18 protein-coding genes and 1 riboswitch are annotated in these 16,259 nt (G+C 39.6%); of the genes, 17 read left to right on the forward strand and 1 reads right to left on the reverse strand.

The genetic code is table 11. The features are described 5' to 3' along the window. Positions 1 to 115: 115 nt before the first annotated feature. The 9 genes from KQI58_RS04650 to KQI58_RS04690 all read left to right on the forward strand — a co-directional run bounded on the left by KQI58_RS04650 (position 116) and on the right by KQI58_RS04690 (position 7,748). Positions 116 to 1,855 (forward strand): cell division site-positioning protein MapZ family protein, encoded by a 1,740-nt coding sequence (locus tag KQI58_RS04650; protein WP_216406898.1) that lies wholly within the window; start codon positions 116 to 118, stop codon positions 1,853 to 1,855. Positions 1,856 to 1,994: 139 nt separating this feature from the next. Further along, the gene (locus KQI58_RS04655; protein WP_216406900.1) at positions 1,995 to 2,852 is read left to right on the forward strand and encodes a CvfB family protein; all 858 of its coding nucleotides are present in this window, start codon (positions 1,995 to 1,997) and stop codon (positions 2,850 to 2,852) included. Between the two features lie 113 nt (positions 2,853 to 2,965). Beyond that, complete coding sequence (gene fur, locus KQI58_RS04660; protein ID WP_216406902.1) at positions 2,966 to 3,421, forward strand: ferric iron uptake transcriptional regulator; 456 nt, start codon at positions 2,966 to 2,968, stop codon at positions 3,419 to 3,421. Between the two features lie 112 nt (positions 3,422 to 3,533). Next, positions 3,534 to 4,424 (forward strand): site-specific tyrosine recombinase XerD, encoded by an 891-nt coding sequence (gene xerD, locus KQI58_RS04665; RefSeq protein ID WP_216406903.1) that lies wholly within the window; start codon positions 3,534 to 3,536, stop codon positions 4,422 to 4,424. 14 nt (positions 4,425 to 4,438) lie between these two features. Next, complete coding sequence (locus KQI58_RS04670; protein WP_216406905.1) at positions 4,439 to 4,804, forward strand: GNAT family N-acetyltransferase; 366 nt, start codon at positions 4,439 to 4,441, stop codon at positions 4,802 to 4,804. A gap of 1 nt (position 4,805) precedes the next feature. Further along, on the forward strand, positions 4,806 to 5,552 hold the full coding sequence (locus tag KQI58_RS04675) for a segregation/condensation protein A (RefSeq protein ID WP_216406907.1): 747 nt from the start codon (positions 4,806 to 4,808) through the stop codon (positions 5,550 to 5,552). Continuing rightward, positions 5,549 to 6,130 carry an SMC-Scp complex subunit ScpB gene (gene scpB / locus KQI58_RS04680; RefSeq protein WP_216406909.1) on the forward strand — a complete coding sequence of 194 codons (582 nt, stop codon included), beginning with the start codon at positions 5,549 to 5,551 and terminating at the stop codon, positions 6,128 to 6,130. The genes KQI58_RS04675 and scpB overlap by 4 nt, the downstream gene beginning before the upstream one ends. Then, positions 6,131 to 6,847 carry a pseudouridine synthase gene (locus KQI58_RS04685; RefSeq protein ID WP_216406911.1) on the forward strand — a complete coding sequence of 239 codons (717 nt, stop codon included), beginning with the start codon at positions 6,131 to 6,133 and terminating at the stop codon, positions 6,845 to 6,847. It begins immediately after the preceding gene. A gap of 67 nt (positions 6,848 to 6,914) precedes the next feature. Further along, positions 6,915 to 7,033, forward strand: a riboswitch (FMN riboswitch). Between the two features lie 121 nt (positions 7,034 to 7,154). Then, positions 7,155 to 7,748 carry an ECF transporter S component gene (locus KQI58_RS04690; RefSeq protein WP_216406913.1) on the forward strand — a complete coding sequence of 198 codons (594 nt, stop codon included), beginning with the start codon at positions 7,155 to 7,157 and terminating at the stop codon, positions 7,746 to 7,748. Positions 7,749 to 7,832: 84 nt separating this feature from the next. On the opposite strand, the gene KQI58_RS04695 is transcribed toward KQI58_RS04690, so the two are convergent. Further along, a complete protein-coding gene (locus KQI58_RS04695; RefSeq protein WP_216406915.1) occupies positions 7,833 to 8,045 on the reverse strand; it encodes a ferredoxin in 213 nt (70 codons plus the stop codon). A 28-nt stretch (positions 8,046 to 8,073) separates the two neighbouring features. Here KQI58_RS04695 and KQI58_RS04700 point away from each other — a divergent pair, with 28 nt between their 5' ends. The 8 genes from KQI58_RS04700 (at position 8,074) to KQI58_RS04735 (ending at position 16,230) form a co-directional block, all read left to right on the forward strand. Next, positions 8,074 to 9,060 carry a helix-turn-helix domain-containing protein gene (locus tag KQI58_RS04700; protein WP_216406917.1) on the forward strand — a complete coding sequence of 329 codons (987 nt, stop codon included), beginning with the start codon at positions 8,074 to 8,076 and terminating at the stop codon, positions 9,058 to 9,060. Continuing rightward, positions 9,051 to 10,445, forward strand: coding sequence for a RecQ family ATP-dependent DNA helicase (locus tag KQI58_RS04705; RefSeq protein ID WP_216406919.1), 1,395 nt, complete (start codon positions 9,051 to 9,053; stop codon positions 10,443 to 10,445). The genes KQI58_RS04700 and KQI58_RS04705 overlap by 10 nt, the downstream gene beginning before the upstream one ends. A 68-nt stretch (positions 10,446 to 10,513) precedes the next feature. Further along, positions 10,514 to 11,167 carry a LysM peptidoglycan-binding domain-containing protein gene (locus KQI58_RS04710; protein WP_216406921.1) on the forward strand — a complete coding sequence of 218 codons (654 nt, stop codon included), beginning with the start codon at positions 10,514 to 10,516 and terminating at the stop codon, positions 11,165 to 11,167. Between the two features lie 60 nt (positions 11,168 to 11,227). Next, positions 11,228 to 11,899 (forward strand): (d)CMP kinase, encoded by a 672-nt coding sequence (gene cmk / locus KQI58_RS04715; RefSeq protein ID WP_216406923.1) that lies wholly within the window; start codon positions 11,228 to 11,230, stop codon positions 11,897 to 11,899. A 146-nt stretch (positions 11,900 to 12,045) separates the two neighbouring features. After that, positions 12,046 to 13,266 (forward strand): 30S ribosomal protein S1, encoded by a 1,221-nt coding sequence (rpsA, locus tag KQI58_RS04720; protein WP_216406925.1) that lies wholly within the window; start codon positions 12,046 to 12,048, stop codon positions 13,264 to 13,266. Positions 13,267 to 13,501: 235 nt separating this feature from the next. After that, complete coding sequence (der, locus tag KQI58_RS04725) at positions 13,502 to 14,812, forward strand: ribosome biogenesis GTPase Der (RefSeq protein ID WP_216406927.1); 1,311 nt, start codon at positions 13,502 to 13,504, stop codon at positions 14,810 to 14,812. A gap of 230 nt (positions 14,813 to 15,042) precedes the next feature. After that, complete coding sequence (locus KQI58_RS04730; protein ID WP_010744623.1) at positions 15,043 to 15,318, forward strand: HU family DNA-binding protein; 276 nt, start codon at positions 15,043 to 15,045, stop codon at positions 15,316 to 15,318. Between the two features lie 174 nt (positions 15,319 to 15,492). Next, positions 15,493 to 16,230, forward strand: coding sequence for a hypothetical protein (locus KQI58_RS04735; protein WP_216406930.1), 738 nt, complete (start codon positions 15,493 to 15,495; stop codon positions 16,228 to 16,230). Positions 16,231 to 16,259: the final 29 nt, after the last annotated feature.

A 16,259-nucleotide genomic window follows, 5' to 3' on the forward strand; every position in this document is an offset into this window, starting at 1 on the left:
CTCAAAAAGCATATGAAATTTATTATTTTTGATTAATTCGTTCGAAAATTGCTTGGAACATCCCTAAACATATGATAGATTAAAGCATATGATTGAAAAAAAGGAGCCGATTTCATTGCAAAAATGCCCTAACTGTGGTTATGAACCAGTCGATGGATGCACAACTTGTCCGAAGTGTGGCTTTTCACTACAGTTAAATGATCAAGAAGATACCAAAGAAATCACTGATAAAAATGATACAATCGAATGGTCTGATCTAGCAGATATGCCAATTGAATCTGTGCAAAAAATGTTTAAGGATAATGAGGATAAAATGAAAGAAGAAAATTCTAAAGAATTGAATAATGAAGAAACTCCTGAAATGAATCCGATATTAGCCCAATATATTCGTGAACATAAAGAAGACCAAGAAAAATCCGAAAATAGTGAAACTGAAAATAAATCTGAGGCTGCCTCTGAAGCGGACGCGGACTCAGTTAATGAAGTCGAAAATTCAGAGACGAATAAGCAGATTACTGCAAAAACGCAAGAGCCTGTTTCTGATGAAATGATTGATGACAGAGAGCCCGAATCTGAGGAACCGGTTGAAAATGATGAAGTCATAGAAGATGCTAGTACTTCACCTGCTCAAACGGAGGCCTCTCTGAAGGAAGAAGTTTCGCTTGATCCAGCTACTCCTTATGAAGAAGAAATCCCAGTTTCTGACTCTGAAGAAATAGCAGAAGGCTCAGTTGATTCAGTAGTAACTGGCGAATCTGACGGTGGCGATCTTCCGCCAGAAAATCAGCAGCCTGAAGAAAAACCAAAGAAAAGTCGTAAAAAAATGTATATCACACTCGCAGCAATCGCTGTTTTGGGTGTCGGCGGTGCTTATTACTATCAACATGAGAAGGAAGTCGAAGCGCAGCGCGTTGCGACTGTTAAAAAAGAAAATAAAGCCCTTGATTCGATCGAGGAAAGTATTGATAGTTATTACACGGATGATCAACATACATTCCTTGTTGCAGATAAAGTGAATCTTAACACGGGTAAAATCGATGAAGAATTATCCAAGTATAAAGATCATAAGCGTTACGACGAGTTGAAAAAAAACTATGATGAATTAACGAATAAACAAAAGGCCGAGCAATCTGTTAATCAGTTATTTACTAGCGCTGCGATCAATGGAAACAAGATTGCGGATAAACCATTATTGAAAACGGCTGAACCTGTGAATCTGACTGTTAATACAGGAGATAAAGAGTTTGATACTTTGATGAGTCAGGCCATCACCAATGCGAAAGATCAATATTCCAAGATTGAGGCGGCAAAAAAAGCGGCCGACGGCTTACTGAAGGATGGCAACGTGGTTGATTCTGTCAATCGTGATCAATACAATCAGGCGAATAACGCTGTCAAAGCAGTGGCTAATCAGGAGTTAGTGAAAACTCAAAAAGATGAATTGGCGAAAGTCGATCAAACTTTGAAGGATAAAGAGAAAAAGGCTGCTGAAGAGAAGGCGGCAGCAGAAAAAGCTGCTCAGGAAAAAGCCGAGCAAGAAAAAGCGGCTCAAGAAGCTCAGAATAAAACTTCTTCTGACACTAGTCAGGCTGGAGATACAAGCAGTGATGCCTACGCATGGGCACCTGGAGTTAAGGAAAAGGTTATTCAAACCTGTATTTCGCGAGGCTACATCGTGGAAGGCGGATATAGCTTAGAGCCTGTGAAAGTTGAGAATGGCGAAGGATATTACAATTTGTACGCTACGTCCAATCGTGCTTCCTTAACAAAAGGTTACACAGACAGTGACCTACCAATGTATTTAGTAACAATTAACTGTAAAACAGGTTGGTTTAAAGGTAATGGTCCAAATTAAAAGAAAATAAAGGCTGGAAAGAAAGTTTTCTTTCCAGCCTTTATCATGAGCTGTGGTAAAATGTCAGAGATAGCCATAAAGCTTTTCAATAGCATGAGTGAAAAAAATAGACATTGTGAAATTAAAAGGAGCAACAATTATGAATGAATTATTAGGTCAAGTTTTTACAGGATTGATCATTGATGAAAACGATACGATGTATTTAGTGCAAAAAAATGGCGTGACTTTTCATCTGTTAAAAGATGAAGCGGAAGTGCACAAAATCGGTGAGTCAGTTGAAGGTTTTGGGTATGTGAATCAAAAGAAAGAGGCTATTTTTACTACAGCGATCCCTCAGGTCCGAATCGGACATTATGCTTTCGGAGAAGTGACGGATGTTCGTAGAGACTTAGGGGTTTTTGTGAACATCGGTTTACCAGACAAAGACATGGTGGTTTCTCTAGATGAAATGCCCAGTATGAAGGAATTATGGCCTAAAAAGGGCGACCGCCTGATGATCAGTATGCATGTCGATGAAAAAGATCGGATGTGGGGTGTTTTGGCTGACGAGGCGATTTTCCACTCGTTAAGTCGCGCTGGCAATGCAGACATGCAGAATGAAAACAAAAAGGGCACAATCTATCGTTTGAAGGTTGCTGGATCATATTTAATTACGGAAGATTTTTATATCGGCTTTATCCACCCTTCTGAACGCTATCAAGAACCACGTTTAGGCGAAGTTGTTGAAGCTCGTGTCATTGGCGCACGTCCAGACGGGGTGTTGAATATGTCCTTAAAACCACGCAGTTATGAAATGATCAACGATGATGCGGCAATGATTTTAACGTTGTTACAAAGAAATTCTGAACATTCTTTGCCTTATTGGGATAAATCGGCGCCCGAAGAGATCAAAGAAGCTTTTGGGATCAGTAAAGGTCAATTTAAACGGGCAATTGGTCACTTGCTAAAAGAGAAATTGATTGAACAAAGTGAAGGTCAAATCCGATTAAAAAGCTAATTGAGAATGTCCTTGCATAAATATAGGTGATAAACTATAATAATTCTAAGAAAAGCAGCAGTTGTACAGCTAGTTGTTTAGAATTATTCTAAATTAGATGAAGGAGGGTTCTCTTGAACGCAATCCTAGCCTTACAAAAAACCAAAAAGCAGCTCCACGATTCGGGATTCAAGTTGACACCTCAGCGGGAAGCAACTGTTCTTGTGTTATTGGAAAATGAAAAGGATCATTTATCAGCCGAGGAGATTTATTTTCTAGTAAAGAAAAAAAGTCCTGAAATCGGCTTAGCAACTGTCTATCGGACCTTAGAAATTTTGACTGAATTGCAGATCGTCAATAAAATCAGTTTTGACGATGGCTTAGCACGCTATGATCTTCGTAAAGAAGGGGCAGAGCATTTTCACCATCATTTACTATGTCTTGAATGTGGAAATATTGAAGAGATTGAAGAAGACCTTTTAGGCGAAGTAGAACGTGTGGTAGAATCTCGGTATCACTTTTTGGTGAAGGATCATCGTTTAACTTTTCACGGTATTTGTCAAAGCTGTCAAGCAAAAAAAGAAGCATAAAGCTTCTTGAAAAAATGGATTAAGTTATAATTAATTTATATAGTCCCTTGCAAAGATACGTGCTATCATTTCAAGGGACTTTTTGTTATGATAAAGCGAAAGTGGTGAGAACATGGATGAACAAATAACGGAATATTTGCATTTTTTAACGATTGAACGGGGCCTCTCAGAGAATACTCGCGTCAGTTATCAAAGGGATATTCATCAGTATTTGTCCTTTCTGACGGAGCAGGGTGTCAGCGAATGGCAGGCTGTCGATCGTTATATAGTCGTGGCTTTTTTGACGAATTTGACAGAAGCTGGGAAAGCATCAACTACGATCACGCGAATGATTTCCAGCTTACGTCGGTTTCATCAGTTTTTACGTCAGGAGCGTTACACGGATCATGATCCAATGCAGCATATAGATAGTCCGAAAAAAGCTCAAAAATTACCGCAGACCCTTTCATTAGCAGAAGTGGAACGTTTGATTGCTGCCCCGGATACGACGACAGACTTAGGCATTCGTGATCGTGCAATCCTAGAAGTAATGTACGCGACGGGGTTACGTGTTAGTGAACTGATTGGTTTGAAGCTTGGAGATATCCATTTAGAAATGGGACTATTGCAAACTGTCGGAAAAGGAGATAAAGAACGAATTGTTCCCCTTGGCGACTACGCGATCCATTGGCTGGAACGCTATTTAACTGAGGTTCGTCCTTTATTAACTAAGAAATCGCCAAACGAAACGTTTCTATTCGTGAACAACCATGGACACGGGATGAGCCGACAAGGGATATGGAAAAATCTAAAACAATATGTGATCAAAGCCGAAATTATGAAGGACGTTACTCCTCATACGCTGCGTCATAGTTTTGCGACGCATTTGCTAGAAAATGGCGCCGATTTGCGGACAGTACAGGAGCTTTTGGGGCATGCTGATATTTCTACGACTCAGATTTATACCCATATTACTAAACGAAGAATGACCGAAGTCTATAAAGAATTTTTTCCGCGGGCTTGACAGGAGGAGAAAGAATGCTTAGTCACTATCGAAAAAATCAACGAAAAATTGCAATGGGTCTTTTAAGTTTTCATGAAAGTTTGAAGGACCATCAGCACTTGCTAAAAGAAATTGATACCTATGAGGATGATGATCGCTATCAGCTTTACTGCTATTACGATGAAAAATCAGATAATGTCCAAGGCGTCGTTGGAGTCAGCCAACTAGAGGATCAAGAAATTGTTTTGCATGACATCAGCTTAAACCCTTCTTATCGAGGAGAAGGTGTGAGCCTAAAAATGATGGAAGAATTGCAGGCGATATATCCAGATCAAACAATAATTGGGACACCAGCAACATCTGCTTTCTTAGCAAAATGGCAAAAACATAAGCGAGGATAAAATGGAAACAATCAGTTTAAAATTAGATGTTTTTGAAGGGCCGTTGGATTTATTGCTGCACTTGATTCAGCAATTGGAAATCGATATTTATGATATTCCCATCGCGGAAGTGACGGAGCAATATATGAATTTTATTCATGCGATGAAAAAATTGGAGTTGGAAGTAGCTGGAGAATATTTGGTGATGGCAGCAACCTTAATGTCGATCAAAAGTCAAATGCTTTTGCCTAAACCCGAAGTAGAGTTTGAGTATGACGACGAAGAGGGAGAAGATCCACGAGACGCTCTAGTTCAGCAACTTTTAGAGTACCGGAAATATAAGTACGCAGCATCGGTATTATCTGAAAAGGAACAGGAACGCAGCTTGTTTTACACGAAGGCTCCCATGGATCTTTCTGAATATGAAGAAGAAATTTTACCTCTGCCTAAAAATCAATTGAATACCATTGATCTTTTTTTGGCTTTACATGATGTTCTGCAACGTAAGAAAAGAAATCAGCCTATGGAGACGACTGTGACCGCTGAGACGATCACGGTTGATCAAAAAGTGAATGAGATTGGTCGGCGGTTAGATAAACTATCTGAGAACGAAGGCTTGCCATTGGAGTCTTTTTTTGTGCAATATACTAAAGACGAGATGATCACAACTTTCATGGCGTTATTGGAATTGATGAAAAAAGGCGAGGCTACTGCCACTCAGGAGGAAACATACGCACCAATCTTAATTTTTAAAGGAGTCATTGTATGAATCAATTAAGCCAGATCGAAGCGATGCTTTTTGTGGTAGGTGAAGAAGGAATTAGTTTAGAAGAACTGGCCTTTACTTTGAAAAGACCAACCCCCGAAATCTATCAAAACATTATAGATCTGAAGGAATCATATGAAACGAATGCCGCTTCCGCGTTAACCCTGCTAGAGGTCGGTAATCATTTTGTTTTAAGTACAAAGAAGGAATTTGCTCCTTTGTTAAAAGAATTTGCACGTTCACCAATGGCCAATCGTTTAAGTCAGGCAGCTCTTGAAACGTTGTCTATCATTGCTTACAAACAGCCGGTGACCCGATCAGAAATTGATGAACTTCGGGGAGTACAATCAAGTGGGGCGGTTCAAACATTGGTAGCACGTCAACTCATTGAGGAAAAAGGTCGTGTCGATGGTCCGGGTCGTGCAATTCTATATGGAACCAGCGCTTATTTTATGGATTATTTTGGATTGAAAGATATGGAAGAATTACCGGATGTACAAAAGATGGAAGCAGATCTAGCCGACGATGATGAACCATTGGATTTGTTTTATGATCGTTTTAAAGAAGAGGATGGACAATAAATGGAGAGATTACAAAAAGTTATCGCCCACGCGGGGATTGCCTCGCGCCGTAAAGCCGAGGAGTATATTACTGGCGGACGGGTCAAAGTAAATGGCGAAGTGGTGAAGGAATTAGGAACAAAAGTAGGCAAGAAGGATATCGTCGAAGTCGATGGTGTGCCAATCTATCAAGAGGAACCTGTTTATTATTTATTTTACAAACCTCGTGGTGTGATCTCAGCTGTCAGTGATGACAAAAATCGAAAAGTCGTGACGGATTATTTTGCGGGTGTTCCGGAAAGAATTTATCCTGTGGGACGTTTGGATTATGATACTTCGGGTATTTTACTTTTGACGAATGATGGTGACTTTTCACAAAGATTAGCCCACCCGAAGCATCAAATTGACAAGGTTTATGTGGCTAAGGTGAAAGGGTTCGCGGAGAAAAGAACACTTATGCCATTGACCAAAGGGGTGCGCATTGAGGGGAAAAAAACAGCACCGGCTCGTTTTGAAATCCTTTCAGCCGATAAAAAGGCAGAAACAAGTATCGTCGAACTGACAATTCATGAAGGTCGTAATCATCAGGTCAAAAATATGTTAGCCGCAGTCGGTCTGCCTGTTCAGAAATTGAAACGAGAACGCTATGGCGACTTAACTTTGCAGGGATTACGACCAGGAGAATACCGTCGTTTGAATACAAGGGAAATCAATACTTTGCTGAACCAATCTAAATAGAAAATTATTTACTTGTTTTTTGATAGTAAACTTGTTATAGTTAATTCACAACAAAAAATAATTTAAGGTTCGTCTTCAGGGGCAGGGTGAAAATCCCGACCGGCGGTAATAGTCCGCGAACTGCGCAAGCAGCCGATTCGGTGTAATTCCGATACCGACAGTACAGTCTGGATAAAGAAGATAGAGCTTATTTGAGTGAGATCATATTCAAGTAACTCTATGCTTTTTTCTGAAGCATAGAGTTTTTTTGTGTCGAGGTCTGGCTCAAATGGTTCGATGAAGATGATTCCGAAACGGAGGATTTCACATGAAGAACTTACGGTTACAAAAAATGACAGCAGTAGCAGTGGCAGCAGCAATGGGATTGATTTTACAATTTATCGCTTTTCCTATTCTCCCGATGTTTCCTTTTCTAAAGTTAGACTTTAGCGATATTCCAGTTTTGATCAATATGTTTATTTTTGGACCATTGACGGGCGTTGCGACAGCTTTTATTCGTTCATTGCTGCATTTGACGATGACCGGTTTTTCGATCGACAATTTGATTGGAGACTTTGCCAGCTTTTTCGCATCAACCTTGTATACCTTACCGATCTTTTTAATGTTTAGAAAAAAAACAACCTCAAAACGCGTTATAGGTTTAGGCTTAGGTATTCTGGCGATGACGATCTTTATGAGTATCGCAAACTACTTTGTGATTACACCACTTTACTTGAAGGCATTTGGCCTTTCAGCTGGACAGATGCTGGGAATGGGCTTAGGTCGCTATATTTTAGTAGGGATTGTTCCATTCAATATTCTTAAGGGGGTATTCGTCAGCGTTGTTTTCCTAGCCTTACATGCTAAGCTACTTCCTTGGTTATCGAAAAAGACGATGACTTCGCAACATCATTCAGTATAAATAATAAAATCTCAGACGTTTTTAGTCTGAGAATTTTTTTTGCGAAAATTCGCTCGTATTCGTGAACTTTTTTTAAATATGTTATTATGAATTTTGATATAAGATAGCATGAGACGGGCAACGTTTAGCTGACTGAACGACTGCTGCTTGTTTGTCTTCAGGGATAAATTCATGGGTGGCTTCAGGCTCCCCAACAAAAAGAACGAGTCCGTCGTCGGTATAATCAAATATTTCTGGAGCGATCGTCTGGCATAAACCACAGGCGATACAGCGCTCAGGAATGATTTCGCATTTCATTTTTTCACCTTCCACAGGAGATTTTACTATGACTTTTTTTATTTTAACGTTATTTCAATCTGGCTACAAGATAAGGACCTCGACTTTGTATCATTTATTAGTTGGCAAAAGAACGAGTTCTGTTTTGCTGCACGGTTTTTTTTATCATAATTTAATTTATTTAGGAGCACTACCAAATTTAAAAGAGGTTGACTTTCAAAAAGAACTTCAGGAATTACTAGCTACTGGCTGGATTACTATTGATGAAGGTTTTGGAAAACTGACCTCTCGAGGCAAGGATCGATTGTCTGAGGAGAGTTTTGATCTTAATGGATTGGATAATTTACGCTATGGTCGAACACGTGAGAATTCTTGGCAACTGCTTCTATTTGCGGTGCAGGTCATTAGTCATTTATCTTATGGTGAAAAAGAATATATGCCAATTGAAAATCGTCCTTTCTATTTACAGCAGATCAAAAAATGGTTGGCAGGTTCTGGGCCGAATTTAGTCAAACACTTCCAGCAAGAATTACTGACGATTTTTCAACAATTGCCTTCTAAAGAAGCTGATTTTTTAGCTAATCAATTTTCTGGTTATGATTTTCAAGGGAGGACAGCTTTTCAATTATTACCTGAAAAATACCAAGTTGCGCCGTGGGATCAACTTTTTCGACAGCATGCAATTGATCTTTTTTTGGCTCAGGTTAAAAAGGGAGAGCTGGCTAGATTATTATCAGCGTTGGATCAGCAGAATCTTAATAAAAGTATGTTGAAAACCAGAGAATACTTTCTAGCTGGTAAAACAGAAGCCGAAATTTTACAACTTCGTCATTTAAAGCAAGGAACAATTAATGATCATTTTATTGAATGGGCTTTGTTAGAGAAAGCATTTCCCTTTAAACGTTTCGAGCTGATCGACTTTAACCAGTTAAGCAGTGAAGACGTACTAGATCAACGTTACCAAGAGTATGATGTACCGTATTTAAATTTTCGTTTGTCACAAATTTATTATTTGAGGGAAAAACAATGGATTTAACACAAGTATTAAGAGAAAAATTTCATCATGATCAGTTCAGACCTGGTCAGCAGGAAATTATTGAGACGATCCTAAATGGAGAATCAGTGTTAGGGATGTTGCCGACAGGAACTGGCAAATCATTGTGTTATCAATTGCCTGGTTATTTCATAGATGGGACAGTGATCATTATTTCACCACTGATTTCTTTAATGGAAGATCAGGTGGCTCAGTTGCAGCGGCTTGGAGAAAAAAGAGCTATGGCCCTCAATAGTCTGCTTTCCTCTTGGGAAAAACAGTGGATTCTAAATGAAATCCATCATTATAAATTTATTTTCATGAGTCCGGAAATGTTTTTGAGTGCGGATGTCCAAAAGGCTCTAAAAGCAGCAAGATTAGCATTTATCGTGGTGGATGAGGCTCATTGTATTTCTCAGTGGGGGATTGATTTTCGTCCGGAATATCTGAAGCTGGCCGATGGTATCAAATTCATCGGTGTCTCCTTAGTTTTGGCATTGACGGCGACGGCGACACCAGCAGTTCGAATGGATATCCAAAGGCTGCTGTTTCGAGAAAAATCGGCACAGGAATTTATTTTTTCTGTTGACCGTCCTAATATCAGTTACTTTGTCTACCAAGAGAACAAATTGGAAAAATTGCGTGAGTTAATAACGACCTTAGAAGGTTCGGGAATTATTTATTGTGCCACCCGAAAAAAAGTTGAAGAACTGTATCAAACGTTTAAACACCAGCACGCGATTGCCTACTATCATGGCGGACTCAGCGGTCAAGAACGACGAATGCTGCAACAACAATTTTTAGCGGATGATTTACGGATTTTGATAGCTACGAATGCATTCGGCATGGGGATCAATAAGGAAAATATTCGCTTTGTTATTCATTATGATTTACCAGATTCACCAGAGAATTATTTACAAGAGGTTGGTCGTGCTGGTAGAGATGGTCAACTAAGTCAAGCAATTTTGTTATATGAAGCAGGTGATGAGTATATTCATCATTTTCTTCAGGAGCAAACCGATCAATCAAAAAAATTATTTGAAATCAAGCAACGAATGACTGATTTGGTCTTTGAGGATCCGTTAATAAAAAAATGGGAACAATTTTTCCCTAACGAAAGCTCTCGCTTGATGGAGCTTTTAAGCCAGCGAGGTAAGACTAAAAAGGTTCAACTACAAAAAATGTTGGATTACATTTCTACTAAAGAGTGCCGCCGGGCATTTTTGATTGCCTATTTTGGGGAAACATTAACTGAGAATAATCAAAAATGCTGCGATAACGATGATGCTTTATTAAAGGTGAAAGCAGTAGAACAGATGAACAACGAGGTCCAGCTTTCTTGGGGAAAAATTATTCAAAAAATTTTTAAAAATGATGAGAAAGATTGAAAATTGGCGCCACATTTTCAAGAGCTATGGTATAATACATGGCGATAGCATTTAGGAGGTTAGAGAAATTGAGTAGAAAAGATCGCTATAACGATACGAACAACGAACCGTGGGATCAACATATTTACGAATCTGATAGTGAAGAAGAAACCTATTCACGCAGCCAGTCTCGTCGTAGTGGTGGTGGAAACAAAGGTGGCGGAAATACGAAATTCTTGACGATTCTAGTCGCATTATTATTAGCCCTTATTTTGATTCCAGCTGGTGCCTTTTTCTGGATTACTCGTGATAACGACAAACCAGCAGCCTCTCCTGAGAGTACAACTCAGGTATCTAAGGTTTCTTCAACAGAAAAGTCAAGCACGGAAGAAAGCAGCACCGAAGAAAGCACATCTTCAACAGATTCAGAAGCAAATCAACAAGAGCAACAACAAGCCGCTGATCAGCAAGCACAGCAACAAGCTGCAGCTGAATCTCAGGCAGCCGCAGAGGCACAAGCGCAAGCAGAAGCATCACGTTCTGCAGCAGCTGCGCAACAAACAACACCATCTTCAAGTACAACGAATGATGCAAACGCCCAATATGGTACAGTTCAATCAGGTGAAGGTCCACAACAAATTGCTGGACGCTATGGCTTGAGTGTCGATGAATTCTTAAGACTGAATGGGATGGATAGAAGCAATTTCTATTTTGATCCAGGTCAACAAGTGCGTATTAAATAATTTGAATACTTTGCCGTAATCGCTAGCGATTACGGCTTATTTATTGAAAAGAGGCAGAACATGGAAAAAATTTCAATTGCAATCGACGGTCCCGCATCGTCTGGTAAAAGCACCGTAGCGAAAATTTTGGCAAGTGACTTTCATTTTGTTTATGTTGACACGGGTGCGATGTATCGAGCTATAACATTTTTAGCAATCAAACACAATATCGCGTTTTCAGATGAAGATGGATTGGCTGAATTAACAAAAAAATACCCGATCAGCTTTAAGCAATCGGCTCATGGTCAGCTTGTTTTTGCTGATGATGAAGAGATTACACAAGCAATTCGACAACCAGATGTAACGGGGGCCGTTTCTGAGGTTTCCGCCCATGGAAAGGTTCGAGAAGAATTAGTCGAATCGCAAAGACAGCTAGCTCAAGCTGGCGGGATTGTCATGGATGGCCGTGATATTGGTACAACCGTACTGCCGCAAGCAGAAGTAAAAATCTTTCTAGTCGCAAGCGTTGAAGAACGAGCACAACGCCGCTATAAAGAAAATCAGGAAAAAGGAATCGAGATGGATTTTGAGGCGATTAAAGAAGCAATTGCCAAGCGAGATTATTTGGATTCGCATCGGGAAGTTTCACCTCTGGTTCAGGCAGCAGATGCTGAATTGGTCGATACGACTGGAATGTCAATTGAACAGGTAGTAACGAAGATTAAAGAGGTAATCCAGTCAAAAGGTTTCTAAATTTTGGATAAAAACGATAAATAAAGCGAATTTCTTTCAATTTTTTAGAAAAAAAGAAGAAATCGCTTTATTTTTCATGTGGATTCATCTAAAATAGGACATGTAGTGTATTTTACGCAGAATTGTTGGTAAGGAGGACAAACGACATGACAGATTTAGAACAAAATTCGATGGACAACGAGAATGTTTCCATGGAAGCAGCAATGGAAAGTGTGAATGAAGTTCAAGTTGGCGATATTGTTAAAGGCGAGGTGCTTGCCTTAGAAGATAAACAAGTTATCGTTGGTATTGAAGGTGCGGGAGTAGAAGGTGTTGTTCCTGCAAAAGAGCTTTCAACTTTACCTGTTGAAGATATCAATGAAGAAGTCAAGGTTGGCGATATTCTTGATTTAGTCGTTATCTCTTCTATCGGAAAAGACAAAGAAAATGGAAGTTATCTCCTTTCTAAACGCCGCTTAGACGCGAAGAAAGTTTGGGAAGATATTGAGAAAGAATTCCAAGATGGAAAAATTATCGAAGCACCAGTAACCAGCAGCGTTAAAGGTGGATTGGTTGTTGATGTAGGTGTGCGCGGCTTTGTGCCAGCGTCAATGATCGATGATCATTTCGTTGATGATTTTTCAGCGTATACTGGAAAAACTTTGAAATTCAAAATCATTGAAATCGAACCTTCTGAAAATCGTTTGATTTTATCTCATAAAGCAGTAGTTGAAGCAGAAAAAGCTGAGAAGAAAAAAGAAATCTTGGCAGAATTGTACGAAGGTCAAGTCATCAAAGGTCAAGTGGCTCGTTTGACAGACTTTGGAGCCTTTATCGATCTTGGCGGCATCGACGGATTGGTTCACGTGTCAGAGATTTCTCACAGTCATGTGGCTAAACCAGCTGATGTATTAAGTGTCGGTGATGAAGTAGAAGTTCAAGTGCTTTCTGTTGATCCAGAAAAAGAACGGATTTCATTATCTATCAAAGCGAATTTACCTGGACCTTGGACAGATATTGAAGAAAAAGCGGCTCCAGGTTCTGTACTTGAAGGAACGGTGAAACGTTTGACAAGCTTTGGAGCATTTGTTGAAATCTTCCCAGGTGTGGAAGGCTTAGTGCACATTTCTCAAATCTCTCACAAACATATTGCAACCCCTCATGAAGTATTACATGAAGGCGACCAAGTCCAAGTGAAGGTTTTAGAAGTACATCCTGAAGATCATCGTGTAGCTCTTTCAATCAAAGCGTTAGAAGAAAAGCCTGAAGAAGCAAAACCAGAGCCAGCTGAAGAAGAGACATACGAGATGCCAGAAGAAAATACTGGTTTCACTATGGGTGATATCTTAGGCGATGCTTTAAATGAAAGTTCAGAAGACCAAGAATAGAATTCATTGAAGGCGTGCTTTAGCACGTCTTTTTTGTCCGATTTGATTTCCATGATAAGCGAACAGCTGATATTTTAATGAAAATGGCTCCTTCTCTTGCAAGAAGGAGTTTTCTTAGTTAAACTAAGGAGAATTTGGAAAAAGTACCACTACTTTTAAAGTAGCTGGTATCTGCTGTCTATCAGACAGATTTTTTCTAGTAGAAAAGTATTTAATAGGAACGAGGAGTTAAATTATGTCAAATCCTACAATTGCTATTGTTGGTCGTCCGAACGTCGGAAAATCAACATTGTTTAATCGGATCGCTGGAGAGCGCATTTCAATCGTTGAAGATACCCCAGGTGTTACCCGTGACCGTATCTATGCAAAAGGCGAGTGGTTAGACCACGAATTTTCAATCATTGATACTGGTGGAATTGATATTGGCGATGAACCTTTTATGGAACAAATTAAACAACAAGCACAAATCGCCATTGATGAAGCAGATGTCATTTTACTTGTGGCAAGCGGTAAAGAAGGCGTTACTGATGCCGACGAAGCGGTCGCTAAAATTTTGTATCGCAGTAAAAAACCAATTATCTTAATGGTTAATAAGGTCGATAATCCTGAAATGCGAAACGATATCTACGAATTTTATTCATTAGGTCTAGGCGAACCGTATCCTGTATCAGGAAGTCACGGGCTAGGTTTAGGGGATGTATTAGATGAAGCAGTTAAGCATTTCCCGACAGACAATGAAGAGGATGAAGACGAGTCAATCAAGTTTAGTTTGATCGGTCGTCCCAATGTCGGTAAATCTTCTTTAATTAATGCTATTTTAGGCGAAGATCGTGTCATTGTTTCTGATATTGAAGGAACGACTCGTGACGCAATCGATACAAAGTTTGTCGGTGAAAATGGCCAAGAGTTTACGATGATTGATACCGCTGGAATGCGGAAACGCGGGAAAGTTTACGAAAATACAGAAAAATATTCTGTTATGCGGGCGATGCGCGCAATCGATCGTTCAGATGTTGTTCTGGTCGTTTTAAATGGGGAAGAAGGCATTCGGGAACAAGATAAGCGAATTGCAGGATATGCTCATGAAGCGGGTCGCGGAGTGATCATTGTGGTTAATAAATGGGATCTGGTGAAAAAAGATACCAATACCATGAAAGAGTTTGAAGAAGAGATTCGTGATGAATTTGCGTATTTAGATTATGCACCGATCGTTTTCGTTTCTGCTATGACGAAGCAACGGTTGAACAAGATTCCAACGATGATTGAAGAAGTCAGCATGAATCAAAACTTGCGGATTCCTTCATCAGTTTTAAATGATATCATCATGGATGCAGTAGCAATTAACCCGACACCAACAGATAAGGGCAAACGTTTGAAGATTTTTTATGCTACACAGGTGGCGGTAAAACCACCAACCTTTGTCGTATTTGTGAATGAAGAAGAGTTGATGCATTTCTCATATGCGCGCTTTTTAGAGAATCAAATTCGAAAAGCTTTCGAATTTGAAGGAACGCCGATAAAAATAATCGCTCGCAGAAGAAAATAAGGTATTTTATCATACTTTTATTTTGCTGACAACAGATTTCTCCGAATGATAAAACAACCATGAATTTTGTGCCATTAATCGCTAAAAACCTTGCTAACATAAGGTTCTTATGCTATCGTTATAACAGAATATTGACCAAATCAATATTTCTTTGCTGATGACTGGACCACTCAGTTCATCAGATGATGTTTTTAACATCAATACTCATTTCTCAGGAGGTGAATTCATTCATGGCAAACAAAGCAGAATTGATCGAAAAAGTTGCAGCAGCTACTGACTTAACTAAGAAAGACGCTACAGCTGCTGTCGATGCTGTATTTTCAACTATCCAAGACGCATTAGCTGAAGGTGAAAAAGTTCAGTTGATCGGCTTCGGTAACTTTGAAGTACGTGAACGTGCGGCCCGCAAAGGACGTAACCCACAAACTGGTGAAGAAATCGAAATTCCAGCAAGCAAAGTACCTGCATTTAAACCAGGTAAAGCGCTAAAAGATGCAGTTAAATAATTTTTGCTGCTAAAACCGTTGTGACTTTTGAGTCACAACGGTTTTTTTCTCTAAAAATAGAACCAAGATTATTTGAGACTTATTTCTACGAGGTGTCGTTATTTCACTCAATTTGTAACTTATTTTTTATTTTACGAAAGGCTTGGCTTAGGATAGAATAATAAAGAGGATTTAATGAAAAAGGAGAAGGTGGGTGAAGCGATGTCGAAGGAGAAATTGTATTATGTTCCAAAAAATGATTCTTGGCATTCATATGAATTTCTTGCACAAAGGCAAAATGATCCTAAGTGGCGACAAGCCTTTTTGGAAGCGGAAGCACAAATAGAAAGAGAAGATAGGAAAAGGAAGCGTCGCAACTTTATTATATTAATCGTATCTGTTCCGCTTTTGCTTATAGGTGTGATGGTTGGACTTTATTTCTATGGCTCATCTGAAGAAGAGGTAATTCCGAAACGGGAGATAAGTTTAAACGATTCCACAGGTGCATCAACAGAAGCAACTATCGAATCCTCAACGATCGACACATCAAGTATCGGACAAGTATTGATCACACCATGGGGAGAACAGGTAACAGTGCTTCGTATCTTGCCAAATGGTGAGCGGGTAATCAAAGAGGGTTATTCGCCATCGGATTTAAATAATGATGGTGTGTTAACCTTTGAAGAATTGTCTGAGGTGGAGGAGCGGGCAAATCAGCAACCGTATCAACAGACGCCGCAACAAGGGCAGAATTATCAGCAACAGACACCGCAGCAGGGTCAAAACAATCAGCAACAGCAGAACCCGCAACAGGAACAAAATCAACAGCAAACGCCGCAAGGAAATCAAGGCGTTCAATCAAATCAGTCAAACGGGGAACAAACCCCTTCTAGTCAAGAAACACCAGTTCAAAACCAACAGCAAACACCGTAAAATCAATAAGCTATTTGATTTGTGTGTAA

This window comes from Enterococcus raffinosus (assembly GCF_018917525.1).
Lineage (GTDB): Bacteria > Bacillota > Bacilli > Lactobacillales > Enterococcaceae > Enterococcus_A > Enterococcus_A raffinosus_A.

Excerpts from the sequence above, each read along its gene's own strand:
- KQI58_RS04685 (WP_216406911.1), top strand. The coding sequence starts at position 6,131 with ATGGAGAGATTACAAAAAGTTATCGCCCACGCGGGGATTGCCTCGCGC.
- xerD (WP_216406903.1), top strand. The coding sequence starts at position 3,534 with ATGGATGAACAAATAACGGAATATTTGCATTTTTTAACGATTGAACGG.
- KQI58_RS04735 (WP_216406930.1), top strand. The coding sequence starts at position 15,493 with ATGAAAAAGGAGAAGGTGGGTGAAGCGATGTCGAAGGAGAAATTGTAT.
- KQI58_RS04730 (WP_010744623.1), top strand. The coding sequence starts at position 15,043 with ATGGCAAACAAAGCAGAATTGATCGAAAAAGTTGCAGCAGCTACTGAC.
- KQI58_RS04700 (WP_216406917.1), top strand. The coding sequence starts at position 8,074 with ATGACTTTTTTTATTTTAACGTTATTTCAATCTGGCTACAAGATAAGG.
- KQI58_RS04655 (WP_216406900.1), top strand. The coding sequence starts at position 1,995 with ATGAATGAATTATTAGGTCAAGTTTTTACAGGATTGATCATTGATGAA.
- cmk (WP_216406923.1), top strand. The coding sequence starts at position 11,228 with ATGGAAAAAATTTCAATTGCAATCGACGGTCCCGCATCGTCTGGTAAA.
- rpsA (WP_216406925.1), top strand. The coding sequence starts at position 12,046 with ATGACAGATTTAGAACAAAATTCGATGGACAACGAGAATGTTTCCATG.
- KQI58_RS04670 (WP_216406905.1), top strand. The coding sequence starts at position 4,439 with ATGCTTAGTCACTATCGAAAAAATCAACGAAAAATTGCAATGGGTCTT.
- KQI58_RS04695 (WP_216406915.1), bottom strand. The coding sequence starts at position 8,045 with ATGAAATGCGAAATCATTCCTGAGCGCTGTATCGCCTGTGGTTTATGC.
- KQI58_RS04675 (WP_216406907.1), top strand. The coding sequence starts at position 4,806 with ATGGAAACAATCAGTTTAAAATTAGATGTTTTTGAAGGGCCGTTGGAT.
- scpB (WP_216406909.1), top strand. The coding sequence starts at position 5,549 with ATGAATCAATTAAGCCAGATCGAAGCGATGCTTTTTGTGGTAGGTGAA.
- der (WP_216406927.1), top strand. The coding sequence starts at position 13,502 with ATGTCAAATCCTACAATTGCTATTGTTGGTCGTCCGAACGTCGGAAAA.
- KQI58_RS04690 (WP_216406913.1), top strand. The coding sequence starts at position 7,155 with ATGAAGAACTTACGGTTACAAAAAATGACAGCAGTAGCAGTGGCAGCA.
- KQI58_RS04705 (WP_216406919.1), top strand. The coding sequence starts at position 9,051 with ATGGATTTAACACAAGTATTAAGAGAAAAATTTCATCATGATCAGTTC.